The 23,201-nt window shown below is 56.4% G+C and carries 22 protein-coding genes; 19 read left to right on the top strand and 3 right to left on the bottom strand.

All coding sequences use genetic code 11. From position 1 onward, the window contains the following. Positions 1-4 precede the first annotated feature (4 nt). The 14 genes from tssO (at position 5) to EDB95_RS23000 (ending at position 14,119) form a co-directional block, all read left to right on the top strand. Positions 5-502 carry a type VI secretion system TssO gene (gene tssO / locus EDB95_RS22935; protein WP_133997892.1) on the top strand — a complete coding sequence of 166 codons (498 nt, stop codon included), beginning with the start codon at positions 5-7 and terminating at the stop codon, positions 500-502. 10 nt (positions 503-512) lie between these two features. Beyond that, the gene (locus EDB95_RS22940) at positions 513-1,448 is read left to right on the top strand and encodes a PKD domain-containing protein (RefSeq protein WP_133997895.1); all 936 of its coding nucleotides are present in this window, start codon (positions 513-515) and stop codon (positions 1,446-1,448) included. 20 nt (positions 1,449-1,468) lie between these two features. Continuing rightward, a complete protein-coding gene (gene tssR, locus EDB95_RS22945) occupies positions 1,469-3,925 on the top strand; it encodes a type VI secretion system protein TssR domain-containing protein (protein ID WP_133997898.1) in 2,457 nt (818 codons plus the stop codon). Positions 3,926-3,976: 51 nt separating this feature from the next. Beyond that, positions 3,977-4,423 (top strand): type VI secretion system contractile sheath small subunit, encoded by a 447-nt coding sequence (locus EDB95_RS22950; protein ID WP_133997901.1) that lies wholly within the window; start codon positions 3,977-3,979, stop codon positions 4,421-4,423. Positions 4,424-4,433: 10 nt separating this feature from the next. Continuing rightward, positions 4,434-5,813 (top strand): DUF5458 family protein, encoded by a 1,380-nt coding sequence (locus EDB95_RS22955; protein WP_133997902.1) that lies wholly within the window; start codon positions 4,434-4,436, stop codon positions 5,811-5,813. 55 nt (positions 5,814-5,868) lie between these two features. After that, on the top strand, positions 5,869-6,423 hold the full coding sequence (locus EDB95_RS22960; protein ID WP_133997905.1) for an NAD(P)H-dependent oxidoreductase: 555 nt from the start codon (positions 5,869-5,871) through the stop codon (positions 6,421-6,423). 141 nt (positions 6,424-6,564) lie between these two features. Beyond that, positions 6,565-6,963, top strand: a complete 399-nt coding sequence (gene tssD / locus EDB95_RS22965; protein ID WP_133997908.1) for a type VI secretion system tube protein TssD — start codon at positions 6,565-6,567, stop codon at positions 6,961-6,963. 26 nt (positions 6,964-6,989) lie between these two features. Then, positions 6,990-7,382 (top strand): type VI secretion system tube protein TssD, encoded by a 393-nt coding sequence (gene tssD / locus EDB95_RS22970; protein WP_133997911.1) that lies wholly within the window; start codon positions 6,990-6,992, stop codon positions 7,380-7,382. A 76-nt stretch (positions 7,383-7,458) separates the two neighbouring features. After that, entirely contained in the window at positions 7,459-8,373 is a 915-nt protein-coding gene (locus EDB95_RS22975; protein ID WP_133997914.1) for a hypothetical protein, read from the top strand. Beyond that, complete coding sequence (locus EDB95_RS22980; RefSeq protein WP_133997917.1) at positions 8,370-9,002, top strand: hypothetical protein; 633 nt, start codon at positions 8,370-8,372, stop codon at positions 9,000-9,002. The genes EDB95_RS22975 and EDB95_RS22980 overlap by 4 nt, the downstream gene beginning before the upstream one ends. 13 nt (positions 9,003-9,015) lie before the next feature. Further along, positions 9,016-10,761, top strand: coding sequence for a type VI secretion system Vgr family protein (locus tag EDB95_RS22985; protein ID WP_133997920.1), 1,746 nt, complete (start codon positions 9,016-9,018; stop codon positions 10,759-10,761). Between the two features lie 10 nt (positions 10,762-10,771). Beyond that, positions 10,772-11,650: a hypothetical protein gene (locus EDB95_RS22990; protein ID WP_133997922.1), complete on the top strand. Its 879-nt coding sequence runs from the start codon at positions 10,772-10,774 to the stop codon at positions 11,648-11,650. Positions 11,651-11,654: 4 nt separating this feature from the next. Then, positions 11,655-13,226 (top strand): hypothetical protein, encoded by a 1,572-nt coding sequence (locus tag EDB95_RS22995; RefSeq protein ID WP_133997925.1) that lies wholly within the window; start codon positions 11,655-11,657, stop codon positions 13,224-13,226. A gap of 11 nt (positions 13,227-13,237) precedes the next feature. Further along, positions 13,238-14,119 carry a hypothetical protein gene (locus tag EDB95_RS23000; RefSeq protein WP_133997928.1) on the top strand — a complete coding sequence of 294 codons (882 nt, stop codon included), beginning with the start codon at positions 13,238-13,240 and terminating at the stop codon, positions 14,117-14,119. On the opposite strand, the gene EDB95_RS23005 is transcribed toward EDB95_RS23000, so the two are convergent. Both EDB95_RS23005 and EDB95_RS23010 read right to left on the bottom strand, forming a co-directional pair. Beyond that, on the bottom strand, positions 14,116-14,550 hold the full coding sequence (locus EDB95_RS23005) for a GNAT family N-acetyltransferase (RefSeq protein ID WP_133997931.1): 435 nt from the start codon (positions 14,548-14,550) through the stop codon (positions 14,116-14,118). The two genes, EDB95_RS23000 and EDB95_RS23005, sit on opposite strands and share 4 nt — an antisense overlap. 5 nt (positions 14,551-14,555) lie before the next feature. Further along, positions 14,556-14,996 (bottom strand): carboxymuconolactone decarboxylase family protein, encoded by a 441-nt coding sequence (locus tag EDB95_RS23010; RefSeq protein ID WP_133997934.1) that lies wholly within the window; start codon positions 14,994-14,996, stop codon positions 14,556-14,558. 81 nt (positions 14,997-15,077) lie between these two features. On the opposite strand from EDB95_RS23010, the gene EDB95_RS23015 reads away from it, so the two are divergent. Further along, entirely contained in the window at positions 15,078-16,550 is a 1,473-nt protein-coding gene (locus tag EDB95_RS23015; RefSeq protein ID WP_133997937.1) for an aminotransferase-like domain-containing protein, read from the top strand. Here EDB95_RS23015 and EDB95_RS23020 read toward each other — a convergent pair. Next, positions 16,547-17,206 carry a hypothetical protein gene (locus tag EDB95_RS23020; protein ID WP_133997940.1) on the bottom strand — a complete coding sequence of 220 codons (660 nt, stop codon included), beginning with the start codon at positions 17,204-17,206 and terminating at the stop codon, positions 16,547-16,549. The genes EDB95_RS23015 and EDB95_RS23020 overlap by 4 nt on opposite strands. 137 nt (positions 17,207-17,343) lie before the next feature. On the opposite strand from EDB95_RS23020, the gene EDB95_RS23025 reads away from it, so the two are divergent. Genes EDB95_RS23025 through EDB95_RS23040 form a run of 4 tightly spaced genes read left to right on the top strand, consistent with a single transcriptional unit; the run spans position 17,344 to position 23,200 of the window. Then, a complete protein-coding gene (locus EDB95_RS23025; RefSeq protein WP_133997943.1) occupies positions 17,344-17,892 on the top strand; it encodes a sigma-70 family RNA polymerase sigma factor in 549 nt (182 codons plus the stop codon). A 48-nt stretch (positions 17,893-17,940) separates the two neighbouring features. Further along, the gene (locus EDB95_RS23030) at positions 17,941-18,924 is read left to right on the top strand and encodes a FecR family protein (RefSeq protein ID WP_133997946.1); all 984 of its coding nucleotides are present in this window, start codon (positions 17,941-17,943) and stop codon (positions 18,922-18,924) included. Between the two features lie 29 nt (positions 18,925-18,953). Further along, positions 18,954-22,382: a TonB-dependent receptor gene (locus EDB95_RS23035; RefSeq protein ID WP_133997949.1), complete on the top strand. Its 3,429-nt coding sequence runs from the start codon at positions 18,954-18,956 to the stop codon at positions 22,380-22,382. Positions 22,383-22,393: 11 nt separating this feature from the next. Continuing rightward, positions 22,394-23,200: a DUF4397 domain-containing protein gene (locus EDB95_RS23040; RefSeq protein ID WP_133997951.1), complete on the top strand. Its 807-nt coding sequence runs from the start codon at positions 22,394-22,396 to the stop codon at positions 23,198-23,200. The last annotated feature ends 1 nt before the right edge of the window (position 23,201 follow it).

Consider the following 23,201-nt stretch of genomic DNA (forward strand, 5'->3'; position numbering starts at 1 on the left):
ATGTATGCGCTTAAGCGTAAAGGAAAGGCGGGAGAAGTTCGTCCTTTTATTGTTGTTGACATTGGCGGTGGGAGGTCTCTTTGGATGGGTCCTTTTTTCCGGTTACGGGACCGACACCAGCGCCCTGAAAGCCAAACTGACCCAGCGGATTCGGGAGGAAGAGCTTTTCCGGGCCGCGCTCGGGGAGGCCCGTCCTGCCGTGGACTCCGTGTACCGGAAGATACAGCAATACGATCCGGGGGTACAAGCAGTTTTCCTGGAAAGCGACATCCGCAACCAGGTAGGTGCGATCAATGCGTTGTACCAGCGACGCGCGTATGATCCGCGCTACAAGTGTTTCTGGCAGCAGGCCCAGTTCCTGGAAATGCTCTTCAACGACCGTAAGGAGTTGAGGGGGAACTATAAGGACATGGAAACCCTTGGCCAGTCCCTGGACGATTGTAAGTTGTCCAGGCGGGGATTGCAGGAGGCATTGATGAACCAAGGCCGCCGGGGCCGGTAAACGAGGGGGTATGAACGAAGCAAACATTCAAAACCGGCCGGTCAAGACAGGTAGCCTCAACAGGGTGATCATTTACTTAGGCGTGGGGATCCTCGTCCTGGCCGGGCTTGTGGTCCTTGCCCGCCAGGTCTTCCGGAAACGCGACATCGAGGCGCACCTGATGCGTCAGGAGATTTACCTGAACGAACCCCTGGTGTACACCGACAATACCGCGGGCGCCCACGCCTGGTTGTGGGAATTCGGAAACGGGGACCAGAGCGCTTCTCCCGGTGGGACGTATCACTTTCACAAATCGGGCCGGTATATCGTACGCGTCACCATTGATGGGGACCTTCGGCAACAGTTCCCGGTGACCGTCCTGGACACGGTTGCGGTCATCCGGGATACCGCCATCCATATCACCGGTCCTTCCGTCGCGGCCGTGGGGGAACAGATCCGTCTTGAAGCCGATGGAGACGCGAATGATTATCAATGGGCTTTTGGAGAAACCGGGCGCGTCGACGCCGCCGGTCCGACAGTGTTCTACGCTTATCACCTGCCCGGGGAATACCGGGTCTCCTTACGGACCGACAAGTCCGTCATCCCGGTATACCATATCGTGACCGTGACGGAGCCCTATAAAGATCCGGGCGAGCTCCTTGAACCGGGAGAGGGGGAAATGAAGATCGAAAACGACTTCAGGGTACACCTGCAAGCCATCGCTTCCGGTCAGGACTTTAACACCAATTATTATTACCTGGTGCATCACTACCTATGTAACGGGGAAAAGACGTCCGTACAGGCTTCCGACGAAACAGGACAGAAGCGGTCCGATTTCTATTCCTATACCATAGGGCTGACGTTCACCCGGAATATCGTGATAGACCAGGTGACCCTGTCCATCGTGCCCCATACCCACTGCGCCAACCTGGTGACGGTGCAGCAGCACAGGACGGCGACCCATTGACAACGCCATTCACTAAACCTATGTATAAAGCATTGATCGTTCTTTGCCTGGCCGCTTATCTACCTGCCTCGGCCGGCCTTTTCGGCGGGCACCTGGTGCGCAGCCTGCCCGCCAATTTTGAAAACCCTACCCTCGAAACGGGTAGCGAAAGCAGCGGCCATACCTCGACCCCCTGGATCGTTTTTTCCGACCGTGTAGACAACTATACCTATACAAGCGCGGGCGGTACGCTGGTGTATAAAAAAACGGCCTACATGCAGCCCTTTTTCGTGTCCGACGTCAAGGGCAACTATGTCAAGCTCATCCAGTACGACCCCGGATTGCTCAACGGCCGGAGGATCAAGGACAAGTCCCGGGCTGTCAGCTTTGGATGGATTTCCCAGGACCGCCTCCTGTTGTGGCGCAAAGCGCTGGTCGATCCCCAGACCCTTTTTCCCGAAAAGGCCATTGGCGTGATCACCGGCCGGTCCCCCATTGCGCGGCCGGGGAATTTTTTCAGCAGCGATTCCATCCGCGTCTTTAGTTCCCCCGACCTCCAGGAGCAGGTGGACCGCGAGCTCCGGCTCCACCAGTTTGTGTATATCTACAAGAAGTCTGAGGATGGGAAAAAATACCTGGTGGGCCTGGCGCCACAACTGACCGCCGACAGCGCCAGGGAGGCAGTGCTGGGTTGGGTATCCACGGAAGTGGTTCACCCCTGGGGCAGCCGGCTGTATATGGGCATCGCCCGCGGAGGAGACGACGTCACCGATTCCACTGCGTCGGAATATGCCAACCGGGCCATGAACGTCGGCGGTCCCCGGGCGCCGTCCTACCCTTACGATCCCCTGTCTTTGCACAGCGATCCTACGCTTCGTTCCCTCCCCGTGATGCAACGGGCGGCGGATGGCTTTTTTACCTCCGGGGTGGCGGAAGACGTTTTTGACAAGTCCAAAGACGTGGTCATTAATATAAAGGGCACACGCATTACGTATCCCCAGTACCTCCGGCTCCGGAAACTGTCCGGCCAGGTTAACGTCCTTTTTGTCGTGGACGGGGGCAGCAGCATGCGGAATTATATGGCCGGGCTGACCAATACCATCCAGGGTTTTGAAGGGGTATTCCTGCAAAGACGGTTTGCCGGGTATAAATACCGGTACGGGGCGGTGGTCTATCGCAATCCGCAAGGCTGCGGGACCTCGGATCCCCTGGTCTCATTTCCGCTGAGCCCCAACTTCAGCAAGGTGGTCGACTTCCTGAACACCCAGGCGGTGGTGACCGGGCAGTGTACGGGTGGCCTTTACCAGCAACCCTTTTTCAAAGGCGTACAGGGCGCCCTCGACCTCCTGAAAGGACACGAGCTGGAAACCAACCTCATCATCCTTTGCGGGAGCGCCGGGGACGACCCGGCGGTCCCCTCCGCCGAAGGCTACGACCTCGTCCGCGGTTTGGTGATGACCGACGCCCGCCTGCTGGTACTCCAGGTATACAACAAGTTCGATGCGTCGTTTAATAATTTCGTCCTGCAGGGCAGGGACCTCCTGGAAAAGGCCGCCCAGATACAGGCGGAGCAGAAAAAACAACGCATGGTCCGGGGGGAGGGGTTGGCCGCCACCCAGCAGTTCAACACCGCGTATACCGATTCCATGTCTTATTACCTCAATTATCCCGAGGGCAGCCTGATCCCCGGGGCGGTGGTTTTTCCTGCCAGGGGCATGGTCAAGACCAACAAGGAAATGGACGCGGCCCTCAACCGTTTTGTCGGGGAGGTCGACCAGGACAATAAAGAAGTCATCCGTTCCCTCGACAGTGCCTTCCGGAAAGCGGGGCGGTTGCGGGAATTGATCAACCCGCCCGTGGAAGACGCCCTCCTTCGCCTGGATTCGGTGCCCTTGCAACCTTTTTTAGGAGAGGCGCTGCCCGACAATACCTTTAAGTTTTACCTCGACGTCAAGGCGCCTATGTCCCTGGCGACCAAAGGATCTCCCTGGCAGTACGCACTTCTGCTGAGCCAGGAGGAGATGTTGCAGTTGTCCGATCAGCTCTCCCGTCTGTCGGGGGATAACCTCGAACAAGACAAGGGGAGTTTCCGCCGTCAGCTTTTTCACGTCTATGTCAACACCGGCCGGAGCCTCTGGCACCACCGGTTTAGCCGGGGAGACATCAAAAGCATGCCCCTCGCCACCTACCTGGAGACCCTGTCCGGCATGCCGTTACAGGCCCCCTTTCTAAAAGGGCATACGGTCCGGGACATCCGGGGAGACCTGTCCACCGAGGAGTTCGAAACCCTGGTTCGCTACTTGAGGGCTTGTAACCAGGCACTTAAGGTGCAATTGCAGATGGACGACTTTTTCGTGGCCAACGGTATTCCTTACTATTACGTTCTTTACCAGGACTGGTCTATGGAGGGCGGAAGGAAGGGGCTTCCTGTGTTGCCGTCGGGGGCGGTGAAGAAAAAGAATGACGTCACCGCGGGGCATGAAGAGGATTACTACTAAAAAGGCCTAGTTTTTGCTATGTTGAAAGAATACCTCATTTAAAGCACCACTATGTTTAACTATGAAATCGGAGGGAATGAACGAAAGGTCGACGTGCACGAGGCATTTGCCGACATTTCTCCCAACAAAACACTTTTTATTCAGCAACTTACGGACAGGGAACCCCTTCGACCCGAGCTGACCGAGGGGTTAAAAACGGTCGAGGACGTGTTCGAACACTTCAAGCCCACCGTCCACGTGGATTACGAACGGGCCGATGGCAGTCCTAAGGGAGAAGTCCTTCATTTTCAGCAGTTATCTGATTTCGGTGTCAAGGCGATCGTTCAACAAAGCGACCACCTCCGCGACCTCAGCGTCGAGCGGGACACCTGCCTGACCATTGCCCGCCAGCTAAAGTCCAACAAGACCTTGAAGGCCATGCTGGAAAACCCCGAAACCAAAAAAGCCTTTGCATCCGCTCTTGCCAAACTGGCCGGGGAACTGGAAGCCAATATTTAAAAAGTAACCTATGACACCCGCAAATGAAAGGGGCGCCGCACCGGCCAAGCCCGCAGCGCTTACCCAGGATAAGGAGCTTACCCTCGAAGAAAGCCTGCAAAAACTGGTCAAGGCCGGTGGCTTTGACTTCCTCGAAGCCGTGATCGACGGCGTTCAAAACCTCAACCCGGACCGGAAGGCCCGCAAAAAGATTTTCCTCGAAGAAGAAGACAAACAATACGAGCGGAAAGCCCTGCTGAGAAAGATCCGGCTGTGGCAGGAGCTCGTGGAGTCTTCCGATTCCGTGGGCGCTATCCTGGAAAATGTCCAGGAGAGGACCGAGTCCGTGGATACGACCCTCAACAAAAATATCGGTATTGCCCTGGAGGCCACCAAAGACCTCGAACAGGCCTACCGTTCCCTCCACCTGTTTTACAAAAATACCGAGGCCGACAAGCTGAGCAACGTGGTCATTCTCAATGCATCCATGGACCAGTTGACCGACCTTGACAATCCCCGTTTTATCGAACACGTGGCGGACGAGCTCAAACAAAACTACGACCGTCTCGACCTCCGGGACAACTATTCCCTGCTCGTCATCCCCGGGTACCTCGGCTCCAACAAGGTCGTGGAACGCTGGGCCAAGATCGCCCATAATAATAAGGTGATGCTCGTGACGGACTTTGCCAACCTGGACCAGCCCGACGACGTCATCGACCTGTTCAGCACCGCCAACCTCACCGGGGGCGATGCCTATCGCTCCAACGTCATCATGACCTGCAACTGGCTGGTAGGTAGGGGGCGAGTGGAAGAGGCAGGGGAAAAAGACGCGCTTTATGTCCCAGGCTCTGCCGCTCTTGCGGGGAAAATGTACTACACCCTTATGTCCCAGGTGACCGCCGGTAAAAAACACGGCGGCATGAACGAAGCCGACGCCGTTCGCTTCGACCTCAAAAAAAGCGAGATCGCCCACCTCGAACGGATCGGTTTGGTCCCGATGGTGTACGAATATGGGAAGGTCATGGCGTTTTCGGCCAAAACCCTTTTCAGTGGTGATAACATCGGTTTGCAAACCTATTCCGTCGTGCGTGTGTTCGACTATGTGACCAAGGTGCTGTTCGACTTCCTCAACCGGAGGGCCTTCGAAAACTGGAATTCCAAAACCGAACAAAACCTGCGGAGCCAGATCGTGCAGTTCCTGGACAGCATCCAGGGTCCCGAACGGCTGATCGAACGTTTCCGGATCACCCGTTTCGAACGCGACGAAGTCGTAAAGGACCGGATCCATCTGGATATCAACATTACCCCGTACTTCCCCGCGAAAAGCTTTATCGTCAAACTGGACGGACATAAAGGAGAGGAGGACGCGACGGCGAGCTGGAATACGGAGTACGCGTTGCAGCCGAAATAGGGGTGCGGCCCCGCCCGCTGTTGGCGAGTGATCGGGTTCCCCTATCTTTAGGGGCATGAATAAGTTGCTGATACTGTATGGGGGACCGGTCGAAGAGGAAGGCACGAGGGCACTGGGCGGTCAATATGCAAGCGGCGCGGCGGAATCCGGCGCGGTCGTACGCACCCTGACGATCACCGACTTGAAATTCAGCCCCGTGGCCCCGCTGGGGGCACGGACGATGGACCTGGAGCAAGACCTTGCCGGAGCGTTGGAGCAGTTGCGATGGGCGGACCATGTTGCGTTTTTCTGCTCCGTGTCACAGGAGACGATACCATCCCGGCTAAAGGGATTTTTCGACCGGCTCTTTACACCGGAGAAGCTGTTTGGCGCGGAGAATGATTTCACGGGTAAGTCGGCGCGGATCGTATCGGTACTGGACAAGGCCGCGTGGGAATGGTGGCAGGAAACAAAACTCCCCGCTTATCATTCCATCAAACGCGTGGTGTTTGAACACCGCGGTTTCCGGCCGGTCCGGACGTCGACGGTGGGATACCTTCAGGCGCTCGATAATGAGTATGCGAAGAAATGGTTAGGAAAAATGACGGAATTTGGTCGTAAATTAATATAGGACTTTGGTATTATTCCTTACTTTTATCACAGTAAACGGCGCCATCTGCGCTTAGCTAACCTCTCTCCCCTCAAAATGATCCTCCGGATCCAATTTCCTCCTGTACGTATTTTTTTATTCACTTCATAAAAACTATGTTTTATGGCTTTCAAAGCAAGATTAAACATGGGCGGCAAGGAGTATGATGTCCTCAGCTGCAGCTATGCCCTGAACAGGGATGTGGACCCGAAAGGCAGACCCGCTTCGGGCGTTTATGGTGGCACCATCGACATCCAGGTCGAGTCTACCGAAGACACCTCCGTCGTGGAGGCTATGGTGAACAACCAGTACAAACCGGTTTCCGGTTCCGTTACCTTCAAAAAGAGCGAAGAAGACGCCAAAATGAAGGAGCTGAATTTCGACGACGCCTACATCGTCAAGTACAGCGAAGGCATCACCGCCAGCGGCAACGACCCGATGACGTACACGTTTACGATCAGCGCCCGCAAGGTCAAGCTGGGTAATGCCGAACACGTCAACGACTGGCCCGGTCAGAAATAATCCCTTACCTTAAAAACCTGTTCAATATGGCATTTAAAGCACAACTGACCATTGGGTCAAAGAAGTTCGACGTTCTCCAGGCCAGCTTTTCCCTGAATAGGGACGTGGACGCCAAAGGCCGCCCGTCCTCCGGTGTATACGGCGGTACCGTCAATATAGAAGTCGAATCCACCGAAGACACTTCGGTGATCGAAGGCATGGTCAACAGCCAGTTCAAACCCGTCAGCGGCAGCATCGTCTTTAAGAAGAGCGAGGAAGACGCCAAGATGAAAGAACTCCAGTTCGAGGACGCATACGTTATCCAGTACAACGAAGGTATCAATGTCGTGGGCAACTATCCCATGACGCTGAGCTTCGTGATCAGCGCCCGCAAGCTCAAAATGGGCAACGCGGAACACGTCAACGACTGGCCTAAATAAGTTTTTGGCTGACTACACCTATAAAGGGCGACCCCGGTTTTTGCCGGGGCGCCTTTTCTCCTGCACGCGTCTTCCTATGCAACGCAAACGATCCATACACCGTCAGGGCCCCGTCCACGCCCCCCTCACCAAGCGCGCGGCCGTCGCCCAGCCCACCGATCTGGAATACATCCATTTTTTCGACACCTGTGAGATCCACAAGGAACGCCTGCCGGAAATAGATAAGACCATCGACGGGAAAATCATCCCGGGGAAACCCCGCTACCAGAATATTTCAGCGCTCGTGGGGGGCGCCCCGGCGGCCGGCACGCCTTCGCTGTCGCTGTCTCCGCTGCCGATGTTTTCGCCGACGTCGCCGTCCACGGGCGGGCTTTCCGACCTGGGCTCCGGTGTGATCCACACGACCCCACCCTCATTCGATTCCCGGTGGTCGGCGCTCAATGAACCTTCGGGCTTTGGTTTTTCCAGCCTTGGTCTACCCGCGCTCACCCAGGGCCTGCCCGGTTTTGGCAAAAGCTTTAGCCTCCCTCCCTCGCCCTACAACACCAGCGGCCGCATCCCCTGGTATTTCATCGCCTGCGTCCACTACCGCGAATGCGGGTTTAGCTTCAAAAAACATTTGCACAACGGCGACCCCCTCACCGCCTATACGACCCATGTCCCCGCCAACCGGCCACAGGTAGGTCACCCGCCGCCCTTTACCTTTGAAGAGAGCGCGGTGGATGCCCTCAAACTAATGAAGTTCGACAAGATCGCCGGGTGGCCGCTCCCCGTCATCCTCCGCAAGCTGGAGGCCTACAACGGGTTTGGGTATACGTCTATCCACAAAATCCCGTCCCCGTATCTCTGGGGATATTCCAACCTCTACACCAAGGGACTGTATGTGTCCGATGGTAAATTCGACGACAACGCCGTGAGCAAGCAGATGGGAACAGCGGTAATCCTGAAGCGGATGGAAGAAAGAGGGCTGATCAGCATACCCAGATCATGAGAAAGCATCATCATATTATCCTTGTTTCTTCGGCGTTGCTCCTCGGACAAATCGCCTGCCAGGCGGTGACGCCGGAGGCGCGGCCTGAGGGCGCGGCCACAAGCGGCGCTACGGCTGCGCCCGCGTCCAGCGCAACTGCGGCTGCGCCGGGGGGCGCGCCAGCGTCTAGCGCCGTCTCCGCCCACTCCGCCCCCGACGAAACCCTCTTCCGCCAGGCCTTCCGCCACCTGCAGGCGGCCGTCGCCAGTAACGACACCGCGGCGATCCGCGGGCTGTTGCACTTCCCGCTGTTGACCTCCCCGCAATGGACAAACGACGACCTCCGCGACCGCAGCGCCGATACCTCGGGCGGCGTCATCCACGCCACTGACTTTTCGCGGCTGTATGGGTCGATCTTTCACCGGGACGTACGCCGCCTGTTGCCAAAGGCAGGTGAAAACAGCCTGGCGGAGATCGCGCCGGATACCAAGGAGGATTATTATAAAAGACTGGCCCGGCAGACCGATCCCGGGAGCCACCTGTACGAGCTGTACATGCAATACTCCGACGGTTATTTCGGGTTTGTCTTTGGACGGGTTGGGGGAACGTACAAGGTGATCAGCTATTACGCCAAATGGCCCGTAACATAAAAAAATTCCGACCATGGATACAAAAATGAATATAGACCTGAGCATAGAGGGAACCACCATAGCGCATTTCAACTCGTTTACCCTGAAACAGGCGTTTAACGAGCACCACTATTTCGAGCTCCGGTTTAACCATGACCAGATGGGCGAGCCGGGGATGATCACCCTGGAGGACTCCAAGGGATTTATGGGCAAGAACCTCACCATCCAGTTTGGAGTGGATGGGGGAGGGGCCCAGCAAACCTTTACGGGGAAGGTGACAAAAGTGGAGCTGGCGCAAAGCCACGGCTATCATGGGATCATCATCGTCAGTGGGTTTAGTCCGACCATCCTGATCGACCGCGGGCCCGATATGGGTTCTTACCTGGCCAAGGACCTGTCGACCATTGTCCGCCAGGCAACACAGGACGCGCCCTCCAACGACCTCCGGATCAGTTTGAATCCATCCAGGACCGGCCCCATCGACTACATCATCCAGTATAGGGAAAGCGACTTTGACTTTATCAACCGGCTTTCGGCCGAATACTTCGAATGGTTTTACTATGACGGTGTCCAGTTAAACTTTGGCAAACCTGCCCAGCAGGCGAACGATGTGCAGCTGACCTATGGCCGGGACCTGCACGCGTTGCAATACGCCATGCAGGTGGCGCCGCTGAAGTATAAAAAGTTTGCCTACCAGCCGTTGGAAGATCAGTTGCTGAGCTCGGAAAGCAACGCGCCGCAAGGAGGACAACCGGATTTGAGTTACGCCGTGCAGGCAAGCAACACGGTATACAGCAAGGTGTACAGCCAGCCCACCCCCATCCGCATCGATTCCAAGTCGGACATCGACAGCCATGTGCAAAACGAATCCAGCGCCCTGGTCAGCGACCTGCTCCGGATCAGCGGGGGCGGGAACAATCCCCTCGTCCAGTTGGGGGGAACGGTCAACGTGGACATGAGCGTCCGGCAGGATGCCGACTTTACCACCCAAAACCTGGGTCGCTTCCTGGTGACCACGGTCTTTCACCAGTTCGACGGGCTGGGCCACTATTACAACAGCTTTGAGGCCGTCGTGGCCGATACGCAGCACATCCCCGTGCGATCCTATCAAAAACCCGAGCCCGATCTACAGTTGGGCATCGTCCTGGACAACAACGACCCGAAAAACCAAGGCAGGGTAAAAGTAACCTTCAAGTGGGACTGCACCAGCAACGACCCGACCGAATGGTTGCGGGTGGCCAGCCCCAACGCCGGCAAGGGAGACGCCGGGAGTAACCGCGGATTTATGGTCGTCCCCGAAGTGGGCGACCAGGTCGTGATTGGTTTTGAAGAGGGCAACATCGCCCGGCCGGTTGTACTGGGTTGCGTCTATCACGGGAACAACGTAGACAGCAGCGGCTTCACCAACAGCAATACCAAGGCGATGACCTCCCGGAAAGGAAGCACCCTGACATTTAACGACGCTTCCCACGCGCTTAACCTTCAAACAACCGCCGCCAACACCCTTCAGATCCTGGAGCAACAAGGGGCCATGTCGCTCACGGCCGCCAAAAGCGTCCTTCACCAGTCGGGGAACAATACCATCCTTGTCCATAGCGAGGACAATTCCATTACCCTGACCGCCGACACGACGATCACGCTGACTTCCGGGAAGGGTTCCATCACGATTCACAAGGATGGCACCATCTCCATCAAGGGAGAAATCGTCACCGTCGAGGCCAAGAACAACCATATCAAAGGCGAGTCGAAGCTGGACGGGGGCAACGTATTCATAAATTAAACAGCGACGGATGCTTACGTTTGGGATCAAGAATACTGTAGACAAGCAATTGTTTTTCCGGGAGCCCTTTTCCCAGAAATACACCCTGACCATCCGCACCGACGTGATGGCGGGGTCGCTGCCTATTCAAACCGTCACCGAGATCCGGTGGGACCTGCGCGTACTGCGGGTGGAGGAAGAAGAGACGGAGATCGAGGTACTGACGTTGGATAACGAACTGATCGAGACCAACAACCCTTACTTACGCGACCTGGCCCGGATGAACCAGGCCTTTGCCCGCATGTACAGCGAGATCCGCGTCACCGTCGACCGGAGCGGCCAGGTGATCCGGGTGTTGAATGAAGAGGTGATCCGGAAAAAATGGGCGGCCACGAAGCGGGAAATGGAAGCCATCGACCAGCAATCGAACGCCATCCGCGGGATCGTTCAGATGAACGACGACATTTTTACAAGCCCGGAGAAGATCGTGGAAGCCGTCCAGCACAACGAGTTTTTCGACCTCTACTTCAACCAGGTATATGGCCGGCGGATACCCGGGGAGACGCCCCCCAAGACCAAATGGAATCAATTCCAACAGGTCAAGGTGGAATGGGGATATGACCTGGGCGCGGACACCCCGCTACCCGCGGCGGGGAATGTACACGCCGTTTCCGTGGACGTAAAAGGGTATCCCCTGACGCGTTTGGACAAGACGTGGATCAAAAAAGCCTATGGGGCTTTTCAGAATATAGACCTGGAGCGGCTTCAGCCCCGGTTGTCGGAACTGGGCAAATACGCGATCGAGCCAAAGACCGGAAGACTGAAGGAAGCTTACCTCCTGAAGGAGGAAGTGGCGGACCCGCAATTGGTTTTTTCAAAAATGGAATACACCCTGACGAGCCAAACCTAGTCCTATGGGAGCAAAAATTATCACGGAAAAAGACTTCTGGCAGTGCAGCGGCGGGAACATGCCCGCCCCTATGCAATCGACCCAGTTGGTCGCCAGGAAACAGGACGGCCATAAATATATTACGATCAACGACAAATCGACCCAGAGCTTTGTCGACTTTGCGTGTAAGAAACTGATGTGGCTGATGGCCCTGGTGGCCGCCGTCATTGCGGTGTGTGTGGTCGCCACCGGGGGGGCCGCCCTGATCGCCATCGGGGCCATCGCGGGTGCTGCCGGCGCCGTTTTTGGCGCCGTCGTCGGCAGCCTGATTTGCGGGCAAAAGGCCGCCATGGCACGGCATTGGATCGGGCAAAAAGACAACCTCAAAATCCTGGGGACGCCGACGGTGACGGGTGCGCATAAGATGGTTTGCAGTATCTTTAACGAGGAGATCACCTTTGCCCCGAACATCAAAAGCTGGTGGCAGGCCGTCGCCTTGGGCGCGGCCAATTTTATCGGGGGTGTTTTGCAAGGGGCGATGGTGGGCGCTGCCGTGGGTGGCGGCGCCGCACTGATACAGGGCGGCGTGGCTGCGCTCGCAGAAGGCGGTGTTTCGGGCTTGGGACGGGGCGCTTTACAGCTCGTAAAGTCGCTGCCCGGAAACGTCGTCGGCAATGTCGTCAGTTCCTGGGCCACCGGCATGGGGCTCGGGCTCCGCGGGCTCCTCGGTGCCCAGAATGTCGCCGCCACCTATGGTGAAACCGGGCAGGCCGGGGTAGGGGACTTCGCCTCGGGCGCCGTGAGCATGGAAACCGGTACCGTTCAGTCTGCCAAAAATGTGTTTACGGGGCAGGGTACCGCTTCGGACTACTTGGGTCTGGCGTTGTGGATGACGCCCATCCATGAATCGACAAAACCGAAAAGCGCTCCCGCGGAAGAGGGCGGTGGCGGCAAAGGCCAACCGGAAGGAGATAAGCCCTCGGAGGAAGAAGCACCGAAGACCGAGGGGCCGCAAGCCGAAACCCCGGCCGAGGGCAAGAACGGAGAAGCGTTTGAGGACAATAAGGAGCTGAATGATAAGCAAACCGGCGATGCCGGGGAAGCGGCCGTCATCGACAAGCTCAAGAAGGAAGGATACGACGAAATCCTGCAGATCCAGAACAACTCCGGGCACGGGGTGGACGTGATCGGCAGGAATTCAAAGACCGGGGACGTCAAGTGTATCGAGGTCAAGGCCAATACTTCCCAGCTCAGCGCAGACCAGGCGAAAGGCGGGGAATGGTACGTCAACGACCGGCTGAAAAAAGCCGCCAGCGGCGCTCCGTATTACAGGGTACCCCCCAACCCCGCGGACCTGCCCACCAACGCAAAGCTGGCCCAGCGATGGATACAGAATGCACCCAACGTGGATTACGAGGTGCACCGTGTCGACGTAGACCGGTCAAACGGGAACGTAGGGAATATAAAGGTGTCGCCCTGGGACGCGCCCAAGCCGGAAGGCGAGGGCACCGGCGGCGATGCGACGGGCGCGGGCGGCGACGCAACCGGCGATGCGGTGGAGGCGCCACAAGGCGCAGGTTCCGCCGGCGATCATTAAAAAAATAGAAAATGAACAGTACCGAACAAAAAGTAAGCGAAGTCACCCACGAGCTCGATGAATGGCTGAAGAAACCCAACGCGACGGATTTTTATTTTAACGAACCCGTAGCCGAGGTACGAAAGGTTCTGGAAGAGCCCAAGCTGCTCAAAAGCATTTTGGTCGACTTCATGTCCCTGAATACCTGGTACGGGTACCACTTCATATACAACGCCCTCGCCGGGGCAAAGGTGAACGGCGACCAAACGAACTTTGCCGGCAATGCCTACTACACCGCCGCGATCGCGGCCGTATTTGCGCAGGGCTATGCCGGGAATCCCCCCAAGATCCAGTTCACGGATATGACCTTCTGGCTGGCCGCTTGTCTGCACGCCCGGTGGTATGAGGAAAGCGGCCGCCTGATCCGCGCCATCGACCGGGAGCTGGGGACCAAATTCTTAAAAGGCGGGCTGAACTTTTCCAAAGCCGGCTGGTTTATCGTACAGGTCGCTAACAAAGGCTTCGGTCTAACCATCGACACGGCCAAATTCAACTACCCCAAGGATATGGGTGTATACCGGAATGTGCTGGACAACTGGGACACGGCCGACACGGAGATCGTCGACAAGATGGTTTCCACCCTTTGCGACTATCACCTGAGCCAGGCTTATTTCAACGAAGACAATTCCCCCGAGTTCAGCAACCTGGAGGAATATGTCTACGTCTATGAAGTCCTGGCCTGGCTGTCCGTCCGGGATAGGAAGGGGCTGCGCAATCCGGGCAACTATACACATCCCCTGATGCAGCTTGCCGTCAATAAGCTGCCGGACGCACCCCTGCCGTTTGCGAAAATGGAGCTGGGCGAGACGATATTGGGCCGCCTGAAGGAGGAGTTCCCGGCGGCGGCGCTTTAAACCTCCCTCGTGAAGTGGTGCGCGCTGATCACGTATTTTTTATTGAGATATAACCGGTGCGCATCCTTGCGATGATGCCCCGAGTCTAATTGCACGTTGGTCTTCCCCTCTGCTTTGGCAAGCGCGTGGATATAATCCAGGAGGGCACTCCCATATCCCTTGCCCCGGTAGGTGGGGAGGGTGCTCAGGTCGTCGATATAGATACCGGGTCCGGAGGACAGCTTGTGCATGTTCCGGAAGCCGGAAAACGCGGCGATCACTTCGGCGCCGTTTTCTTCGACAACGGCGCCGATCATACGAAACCCGTCTTCGGCCATCTGCGCCCGTACCTGGGCCAGGTAATGTTCGTGGCGGAGGTGGGGACGCAGGGCGTAGACGGCGGGCCAGGCGAGGAGGATGTCTTGGTCGGTGAGAAGGGGTCTTATCGTCATAATTTTTATTCGGGTTTCATCCGGGTGGATACGCCAATCCGGTTCCACGCGTTAATGGTGATGATCATCATGATGATGGCAGCGGTCCGCGCAGGGCCGAAGACGTCAACGGCGCGGGCATAGGTGTTGTCGGTAAGGCCTTCTTTGTGGATCAGGGTGATCTCCTCGGTCATCGCGAGAATAATGCGCTCTTCTTCGCTAAACTGCGGTGACTCGCGCCAAACGCTCATCAGGTAAATACGTTGTTCGGTTTCGCCGAGTTTGCGGGCGTCTGCCGTGTGCATATTGACGCAATAGGCGCAACCGTTGATCTGGGAGGCCCGGATCCGGATCATCTCTTTGTGCAAAGGGGAGACGTCTTTGACGGAGGCCACGTAGCTTTCGAGGGCCAGCATGGGCTTGTAGGCGGCGGGGTCGACTTCCTTGATCCTGATTCTTTCGTTCATGGTGTTTTTTTTCGCCCCCAAAACTACCGGTTCCTTGGTCTATCTTTATAGTCCAGATTTACTATTTCAAGTAGTCCAGCTATGTTGCCCTACGCTACACTGGTCCAGATCGACCGGAATGCCCCATTGCCCGTGTACAAACAAGTGGCCCACCGGCTGGTGAGCCTCATCCAGGAAGGACGTATCCAGCCGGGTGCCTTTTTGCCCGGTACCCGGGAGCTCGCGGCGCTGCTGACGCTGCACCGGAAAACGGTGGTCGCGGCGTATGAAGAGCTGGAGCGCCAGGACTGGATCAGAACGATCCCCCGCAAGGGCGTCCTGGTATCCCCGGACCTGCCGGAAGTCAAACCCCGGACCTTTCAGCCGGGGAAGGGGACGGGGGCCTATAAGGGTGGTACGGGGTTTGATTTTACCCACCAGGAAACGCAACCTCCTCCGCTCATCGCCTCTCCGCGGTTCCGGCTGGTGATCAATGATGGTTTCCCGGATGTACGGGAATCCCCCCTGGCCTTGCTCTTGAGGGAATGCCGGCGGGTCAGTCAAACGCGGGCCTATGCCCACCGCCTCATGTATGGAAGGCCCTCCGGTACGGATCACCTCCGGGAAGCCCTGGCTACCCACCTGTCCGCCTCCCGGGGGCTTGCCATCGGGCCGGAAAATGTACTGGTGACCCGGGGAGCCCAGATGAGCATTTACCTGGCGGCGGCCCTGCTCATCCGGCCGGGGGATAAGGTGATCGTAGGTACGACAAATTATCACTACGCCGACCTTTGTTTTGAACAACTGGGTGCCCAACTGGTCCGCGTCCCCGTTGACGAGCAAGGGATCGACGTACAGGCCGTTGCCGCCGTCTGCAAGCGCACCAGGATCCGGATGCTTTATGTTGTCCCGCACCACCACCATCCCACCACCGTCACCCTCAGCGCCGAGCGAAGGATGCACCTTCTGGAGCTGATCCGGGACCAAAACCTCGCCGTCATCGAAGACGACTACGACTATGACTTTCATTATGCATCGGGGCCTATCCTGCCGCTGGCCAGCGGGGATCACGGGGGCAATGTGTTGTATACCGGCTCGATGACCAAATCGCTGGCGCTGTCGATCCGGATCGGTTTCCTGGTGGCGCCCGCCGTTTTTGTAGAAGAAGCCGCGCGGTTTCGACGTCTCCTGGACCTCAGGGGAGACAACCTGGTAGAAGAAGCCCTGGCGGGGCTGATCGATAACGGCGACATCGACCGTCACCTCAAAAAGACGAATAAGCTATTTAAGGAGCGCAGGGATGTGTTTTGCGACCTGCTCACCGGGCAACTGGGCGGCCTGGTCGACTTCAAAAAACCGGACGGGGGAATGGCCGTCTGGGCGCGGTTCCCCAAAAGGTTTTCGATACCGCGTCTGTCCGCCCGGGCGGGGGAACTGGGGTTGCTCATAGGAGATGGGTCGGCCTATCGTACGGTAGGTTCCGCCGAAAATGGCATTCGGATGGGGTTTGCGTCGCTGACGACCACAGAGATCCGGGAGGCCATTCGCCTCCTTAAACGGGCCGCCGAGGCTTAGTGCGTCAACGCCATCCCCACCGTGTCCTCCACGGTCCACTCCAGGGTGTTGCGGTCCACACGGAAAATATTCCGTGTCAGCAACCGGTCTCCCTTTTTGAAGTACTCGTGTACGAGGATCTTCATGTTGGCGATGTTGTCGACGTCATGCTCCGGGCAGATAAAGACCTGGTTTTTGGCAGGAATGCTGACCATGACGTTGTCGTTGAGCTCCCCGCAGACCCACTCCCATACGTGCGGCAGGCAGATGGATGCAGACTCGTGGTACCCCCCGGACATCAGGGCGTACCCTCCGAAATGGGCTCTCCCCAGTTCGAAGTTGACATCCCGGTCCAGGTTTCTGGCCGCCAGCGTGTGCAAGGTTTCCACCGTCATGCCCTTGGGCAGGTCTTTTTGCAAGAGGAACTCATAGCGATCGTTCTTTTCCACAGCATAAAAAATGCACAGGTCATCCAGCCAGAACTGGAACACCGGCATATTCTCGCCTTGGAAGAGTTGTTTGACCGAATCGCGGCAGTTGTCCCGGGTAAAAGGGTAAGTCACTTTGATCCACGGGAGGACGTCGTTTTTGGCTTCCTGGAAGAAGCGCTGATGTCCAGGGTGCTGGACATCACGGTTGTCAATACCGTCTTTGGTAAATAGTTTCTTAAGGAACATGTTTTCAAGGGATATGGATACAACCAAATATACATTTTAAGGGGGGGCTCTCCAAATATTCGCCTAACAATTTTTTAATGCGTCATTTCCTGCCCTTCCGGCTAGTTTTGCAGGATCACCGATGATCACCGCTGTAGATGTCGACTGACTGCAACATTGCCCGGCAGGAGCAACAATTCACACAATTGTTCAGGGAATACGCTCCCCGGATCTTCTATTATTTTAAAAAACATGTCCGCCGGGAAGACGTGGCGGAAGACCTGGTACAGGAAGTATTCGCCAGTATCTGGCGAAGAAAAGACAGCTTGCTGGTGGACGACATCCTGCCTGCGGGGATCGGCGCCTATCTTTTTGTGGCCACCCGGAATCATTTATACAATTACCTCGAAAAGTCGGTCAGGGACAAGAAAGCCCCCGGTGCCGACACCGCGTATACCCACGTCGAAGAATATTTGTCCGAAAGACAAAAGAAGGAGCACTACCGGATTATCCTCGATACACTCAGCCCCCAGCGGCGCCAGGCCTTTCAACTGAGCCGCGACTACAACCTGTCCTACCAGGAGATTGCCGACCAGATGGGCATTGCGCCCCGGACGGTAGAAAAACACATCTCCGCTGCCCTCCAGACCCTGCGCACCCGTATGGTGGAATGGATCCTCCTGGTGGTGTTGTTCATAAATTGGTAACATAACCCATTACGGGTAGCCGCCTGGTATACTGTACTTCTCTCTTGTATGGATATACTGGAAGCAAAGGTCATCGTTCAAAAGGTTCTGGAAGGCAACGCAACGCACGGAGAAATCGCCGGGTTGCGCGCATTTATCGAAGGGCAACCCGATAAGGACGCCCTGGTGGCCACCCTTTTTCCTGCCGGGGAATTCTGGGACCAGGAAGAAAAGGCGCTGCCCGGAGGGGTGGAGCAAAGGGTATTAAAGGCGATCCTGCATCCGCAGGCGCCGGTCGTCCCCTTGCGCAGAAGATGGTTTTCCGGCAGGCGCCTGGCCGCCGCTGGCGCGGCTGCTGCCCTCGTGGCCGCTTGTTTTTTTCTATATAAGGCGAACACCGGAGGCCACCCCACAGCGATGTTGTACGATTCGGTCGCCGTCGGCGAAGGACATTTTGAAAACATCGTGCTTGGCGACGGGACACATCTCACCCTCAACGGCGGCAGTATCCTGCGCTGGCTTAAAACAAACAACAGGGAGGTATACCTCGACGGCGAAGCTTTTTTTGACGTCGCCAGGGACAGCCTCCGGCCTTTTGTCATTCATTCACCCTCCTTCACCACCACCGTGCTGGGCACGTCCTTTGACATCCGCTCCCGTAGCCGCGAAGCCATTTCCAGGGTGGCCGTTGCTACGGGTAAAATCAGGATCGACGCAGGCGGCCAGCGATCATTCGCCACGCCCGGACAACAGGTCAGCCTGATCAGGGACAGCCTTCGAAAATCAACCGTCGATATTGCCTCCATCGGATCCTGGAAAGAACACCGGTTTTACTATGACCGTGCAAGCCTGAAAGACATCTTAGGCGACCTGGAAACGGTGTATGGCCTTCATTTCAACATCATCGATCCGGACGTACTGTCCTGTACATATAGTACTACGTTCAAAAACGTATCCCCCGACGACATCCTCGAAACGTTGACGCTTATGGGACGAGTGCATTTCACCAAAAAAGATGACCGTATCGAAGTGACGGGCAAGGCCTGTCGATAGACATTGTAAACATTAAAACCATATTGCCCATGCGCGGCATTGTTCCGTTTGTTGCCGGTCTGTTCTTATGGACCTTATCCACCTTTTTGCCCACCTTCAGCCAGGCGCAGGATATGCACGTACCCCTGGTGACCCTCTCGGCCAAAGGACGGTCGTTAAAAGATATTTTCAGGGAAATAGAGCAGAAAACCGGTTGGACCATCAATTACCAGGATAACGTGTTGGATGTGTCCAGGAAAGTGGATATCCAGGTGACCGACGTTTCGTTGACCACGGTCATGCGTCAGTTGTTGGCGGGCAGCCAGGCGGATTTTGTGATCAAGGGGGACATGATCGTCATCATCGCTAAAAAGGAGGGCGCCCCCCAAAAAACTATTTTAAAAGGCCGCGTCGTGGATTTTGAAACGGCACAGCCCCTGCCTGGCGCCACCGTGAGCATCCTGGAGACCGGGGAGACCGTCGCCTCTAACGAAGACGGTTACTACGTGTTCAATCATTTGCAGGAGGGGAAGGTAACCTTGGTCGTCAGCTATAGCGGCTATCAAAAGACGATACTCCCGAACGTAAGGCTTACGGGCGGCCGTACGGAAACAGAAGACGTCAAAATGCCCGCCGGTAAAGTACTCACCGAGGTCGTGGTGAAGGCCGGTGTCCGGCATTTGCGGGCGGTCACCCACACCACGGAAAAGGACCTGATCGGCGAGATCCGCAATGCCACCGGATCGGTTTCGGGTATATCGAGCGAGCTGATCAGTAAAACGGCCGACCGCAATGCGGCCGAGGTCGTCAAAAAGATCGCCGGGGTAACGGTCGTGGACGACCGGTTTATTATCGTCCGGGGAATGAACGAGCGCTACAACCTGACGTACCTGAACGGCAACGTGGCTCCTTCCACCGAGCTTTACGACAAGGCCTTTGCCTACGACCTCCTGCCCAGCAGCGTGATCGATAGAATTCTCGTGTACAAGTCCCCGGTAGCCGACATGGTGGCGGATTACGCGGGAGCCGCCATCAAGGTGTATACCAAAAACGCCATGCCCGTGAGACACCTCGACATCGGTGTACAGGTGGCGCACCGGCCGGGTTCCACCCTCAGCGAAGTAAACAGCTACACCGGTGGTAAATATGACTTCCTGGGATTTGACGACGGTAGCAGGAAGCTGCCATCCTGGTCCCCCAGCTATTTTCAATCCAACAAACAGGCAGCCGTCGATCAGCAAACGATGGTCAAAGGATTCTCTCCCATTCTGGATGACGGGCAGAAACAAAGCGCACCGGACATGCAGGTGTACCTCAACTATTACAATGCCTGGCGTTTGGGAGGGCAGCGCCGTCTATACGACCTGACCTCGATAACCTATGGACATGAGACCCGTTTCTACGATATACACCGCCAGACCGGCAATACTTATGCGTACGGTCTGGCACCGGTATTTGGCATCGCCGCCGCCGATGCCCTGGGCGCCAACAACCAGCTCATGCAGAGCTGGCAGACCACGGAGATCGGCAAAATCAACGCGCTGGAGAACCTCACCCTGAAATGGAACCCCCGGAACAGCCTGGAGCTGCAAAACTTTTTTATCAACGAAGGCCGGGTGATCACCACGGTAAACGATGTCCATGACAACATCTTACCCCAGATAGACTCCGGGTACGGCGCTCCCGAGCAGCACACGATCAACCTGTCGTTCCAGCAGCGGCTGTTGTATTTCGGCAACCTCACCGGCGAGCACTTCCTCCGTAAGGACAGCGCGCAGACGCTCCAATGGAATATAGGCTATACGTATAGCGGGCAAAACGTCCCGGACCAGCGCAATTCCACCTTTTATACGGGGCAATACCCCAACCAGATACAGGGGGAACCATCCGGGCTGGGGTTTATAACTGCGGGAACGAACACCGGCGTTTTGGCGGACGGCAACCAGGGAATGATCTCCCGGACGTTTATCAAGCTAAAGGAGAATGTCTACAATGCTTCCCTGGATTATACGCTGCGTCTGCACCACGATTTTTCTCTGAAAGCAGGTACCTATCAGCTGTTCAAGTTACGGGAAGTCGGCCGCCGCATTTTCCTCGTCAACCGGGGTGGTTTGCAGCCGGGAGAGACACTGGCTCCGCCGGGCAGCGAGCAAGCCTACAATGGATGGCCGGAGGGATACGGCAGTAACAATCCGAACCTCATTTTTTTCCGGCAGCAGTACCTGAATACCATCTGGAACCCCGCCAATTTCCCAAATGATGGCAGCGGGCTGGGCATCTATGACGTCACCAACGTGACGGACAGCTATGTAGCCAGCGAACAAAACAACGCCGGTTACCTGATGGGGGACTGGAACCCGCTGGGGAAGCCCATTACCCTGAACGCAGGCATTCGCGTGGAGTACGATCGCCAGCGGCTGGCCGGCGGTTCCGACAACGGTATGGGCGCCAACATCGTCCCTATATTGACCGACCATAAAAAAACAGAGGTGCTCCCCTCCGTCAACCTCACCTGGCGACCCGACACCCGGTGGGTGCTGCGGGCAGGGTATGGGCGCACGGTGAACCGGCCGGAATTCCGGGAGCTGACACCTTACATCGACCACGACTATCAAAACAACGAGGACATTACCGGAAACCCGGGCCTGGTCAGCGCGACCATCGACAACTACGATGCACGGGTGGAGTTCTACCCCCGCAGCGCCGCCCAAAACGAAGTGTTGAATGCGGGTGTCTTTTATAAAAATCTCCAGGACCCCATAGAACGGTTACGCATTTCCCGCAACGGCCTGACCGATCCCGGTAGCGTTACCCAGATCACCTATGACAATGCCGCCAGCGCCCGAATCTATGGGGTGGAGGCGGAGGTCAAAAAGAACCTTTTCAAAAACGTTTCTCTCCTCGTCAATGGGGCGCTTATCAAAAGCACCACCGTTCAGCGCGTCCTGGACATAAACGGGTATGTACGCGATACCGCTGTCAGCGTCCAGGGACGGCCCCTCCAGGGACAATCTCCCTATGTGTTCAATGCGGGCCTGTTCTATGAGAACCCGGGATGGGGAACCAAGATCGGCCTTACCTATAACGTCAGCGGTCCCCGCATTTATGCCAAGTCGGTGGCCAACCCCCATTCCAATCAACAAGTCGCTGGAGCCGACTCCAGTAATTTTCTGAGCATTCGCCCCGACCTCCTGGAACTGGCCCGCCACCTGGTCGATCTGTCCGTGAGCCAACGCATCGTCAAATCCCTGGTCCTGAAGTTGAGCATACAGAATATCCTGGCGCAACCCTTCCGGATCGCGGAAGACTACAACTACAATGAAAAGTATGTGAAAGAGCAGCCCGTAGGCATCAAGGGCGGTGTCACCAACGGCAACCTCGATCCGAACAAGATTTATTATTACTACAAGGGCGACGACCTCTTCAGCAAGTATAATCCAGGCCGCTATTACCTTCTTCAGTTGACCTACGCCTTTTAAAAAGACCTTCCATGCAAAGAATAGTCAGACTATCGATATTATTTTTATTACTCTCCGCCTGCCGGAAGACGGTGCAGCCGGACAGTACCAGTGATGACGCCCTGATTAGTTTTATTTGTACCTCGCCCCAATTGATCAACGACATGTCGACCGGCATCCCGTCCTATGTCGTGATCGATTCGTCGGCAACGACGAACATAAAGAGCGGACCGGGTTTTGCCAAGGGCTCCCAGTATACGTACCCTACCACGGCGTATAACCAGACGCAAAGCATCCCCTGGATTTATTACATGCACCTCCATCCCGGCGCACACACCTTTACCCTACTGGATACCGGTCTTCGCCCCCGGGTACACGACACCCTGAACCTACCCGCCAATGCGCCCACCAGCGTGTACTATACGGACAGCCTGGGTTATTTCCGGTCGCTGGTCCTGCGCGATTCGTTTAATACCCAGGACGGCCAGGTCAATGTCCGGTTTATCGACCTCAGCCCGGACGCCGGTCGGATATTTTTTTCTATCGATGAAAAACCGGCGTCGGTGCAGGGTTTTGATACGACCTACGCCTATGGGCACAACAGCGCCTTTATCAATTATCCCAACCCGGTCAGCGACTCCCTTCGCATCAACTTTTACCAGGCGGGTGATTCCGTCGACGTCATCGCCCGTCTTTTTCTGCAGGCCGATCCCGGCCATGCGTATACGTTTGCGCTGCAAGGGTATGTCAACACGTCCCCCGGATACACGGATCCCCTCACCGGCAACTATGAAACCCCGACCGGCGGCCTTTCCGTATTGGTCTATAAAAATTATTAGA

Origin of the sequence: Dinghuibacter silviterrae (assembly GCF_004366355.1) — a bacterium.
Taxonomy (GTDB): domain Bacteria; phylum Bacteroidota; class Bacteroidia; order Chitinophagales; family Chitinophagaceae; genus Dinghuibacter; species Dinghuibacter silviterrae.

What these genes read in the sequence shown, in the direction of transcription:
- tssO (WP_133997892.1), top strand. Translation starts at nt 5, where the DNA reads ATGCGCTTAAGCGTAAAGGAAAGGCGGGAGAAGTTCGTCCTTTTATTG.
- EDB95_RS22940 (WP_133997895.1), top strand. Translation starts at nt 513, where the DNA reads ATGAACGAAGCAAACATTCAAAACCGGCCGGTCAAGACAGGTAGCCTC.
- tssR (WP_133997898.1), top strand. Translation starts at nt 1,469, where the DNA reads ATGTATAAAGCATTGATCGTTCTTTGCCTGGCCGCTTATCTACCTGCC.
- EDB95_RS22950 (WP_133997901.1), top strand. Translation starts at nt 3,977, where the DNA reads ATGTTTAACTATGAAATCGGAGGGAATGAACGAAAGGTCGACGTGCAC.
- EDB95_RS22955 (WP_133997902.1), top strand. Translation starts at nt 4,434, where the DNA reads ATGACACCCGCAAATGAAAGGGGCGCCGCACCGGCCAAGCCCGCAGCG.
- EDB95_RS22960 (WP_133997905.1), top strand. Translation starts at nt 5,869, where the DNA reads ATGAATAAGTTGCTGATACTGTATGGGGGACCGGTCGAAGAGGAAGGC.
- tssD (WP_133997908.1), top strand. Translation starts at nt 6,565, where the DNA reads ATGGCTTTCAAAGCAAGATTAAACATGGGCGGCAAGGAGTATGATGTC.
- tssD (WP_133997911.1), top strand. Translation starts at nt 6,990, where the DNA reads ATGGCATTTAAAGCACAACTGACCATTGGGTCAAAGAAGTTCGACGTT.
- EDB95_RS22975 (WP_133997914.1), top strand. Translation starts at nt 7,459, where the DNA reads ATGCAACGCAAACGATCCATACACCGTCAGGGCCCCGTCCACGCCCCC.
- EDB95_RS22980 (WP_133997917.1), top strand. Translation starts at nt 8,370, where the DNA reads ATGAGAAAGCATCATCATATTATCCTTGTTTCTTCGGCGTTGCTCCTC.
- EDB95_RS22985 (WP_133997920.1), top strand. Translation starts at nt 9,016, where the DNA reads ATGGATACAAAAATGAATATAGACCTGAGCATAGAGGGAACCACCATA.
- EDB95_RS22990 (WP_133997922.1), top strand. Translation starts at nt 10,772, where the DNA reads ATGCTTACGTTTGGGATCAAGAATACTGTAGACAAGCAATTGTTTTTC.
- EDB95_RS22995 (WP_133997925.1), top strand. Translation starts at nt 11,655, where the DNA reads ATGGGAGCAAAAATTATCACGGAAAAAGACTTCTGGCAGTGCAGCGGC.
- EDB95_RS23000 (WP_133997928.1), top strand. Translation starts at nt 13,238, where the DNA reads ATGAACAGTACCGAACAAAAAGTAAGCGAAGTCACCCACGAGCTCGAT.
- EDB95_RS23005 (WP_133997931.1), bottom strand. Translation starts at nt 14,550, where the DNA reads ATGACGATAAGACCCCTTCTCACCGACCAAGACATCCTCCTCGCCTGG.
- EDB95_RS23010 (WP_133997934.1), bottom strand. Translation starts at nt 14,996, where the DNA reads ATGAACGAAAGAATCAGGATCAAGGAAGTCGACCCCGCCGCCTACAAG.
- EDB95_RS23015 (WP_133997937.1), top strand. Translation starts at nt 15,078, where the DNA reads ATGTTGCCCTACGCTACACTGGTCCAGATCGACCGGAATGCCCCATTG.
- EDB95_RS23020 (WP_133997940.1), bottom strand. Translation starts at nt 17,206, where the DNA reads ATGTTCCTTAAGAAACTATTTACCAAAGACGGTATTGACAACCGTGAT.
- EDB95_RS23025 (WP_133997943.1), top strand. Translation starts at nt 17,344, where the DNA reads ATGTCGACTGACTGCAACATTGCCCGGCAGGAGCAACAATTCACACAA.
- EDB95_RS23030 (WP_133997946.1), top strand. Translation starts at nt 17,941, where the DNA reads ATGGATATACTGGAAGCAAAGGTCATCGTTCAAAAGGTTCTGGAAGGC.
- EDB95_RS23035 (WP_133997949.1), top strand. Translation starts at nt 18,954, where the DNA reads ATGCGCGGCATTGTTCCGTTTGTTGCCGGTCTGTTCTTATGGACCTTA.
- EDB95_RS23040 (WP_133997951.1), top strand. Translation starts at nt 22,394, where the DNA reads ATGCAAAGAATAGTCAGACTATCGATATTATTTTTATTACTCTCCGCC.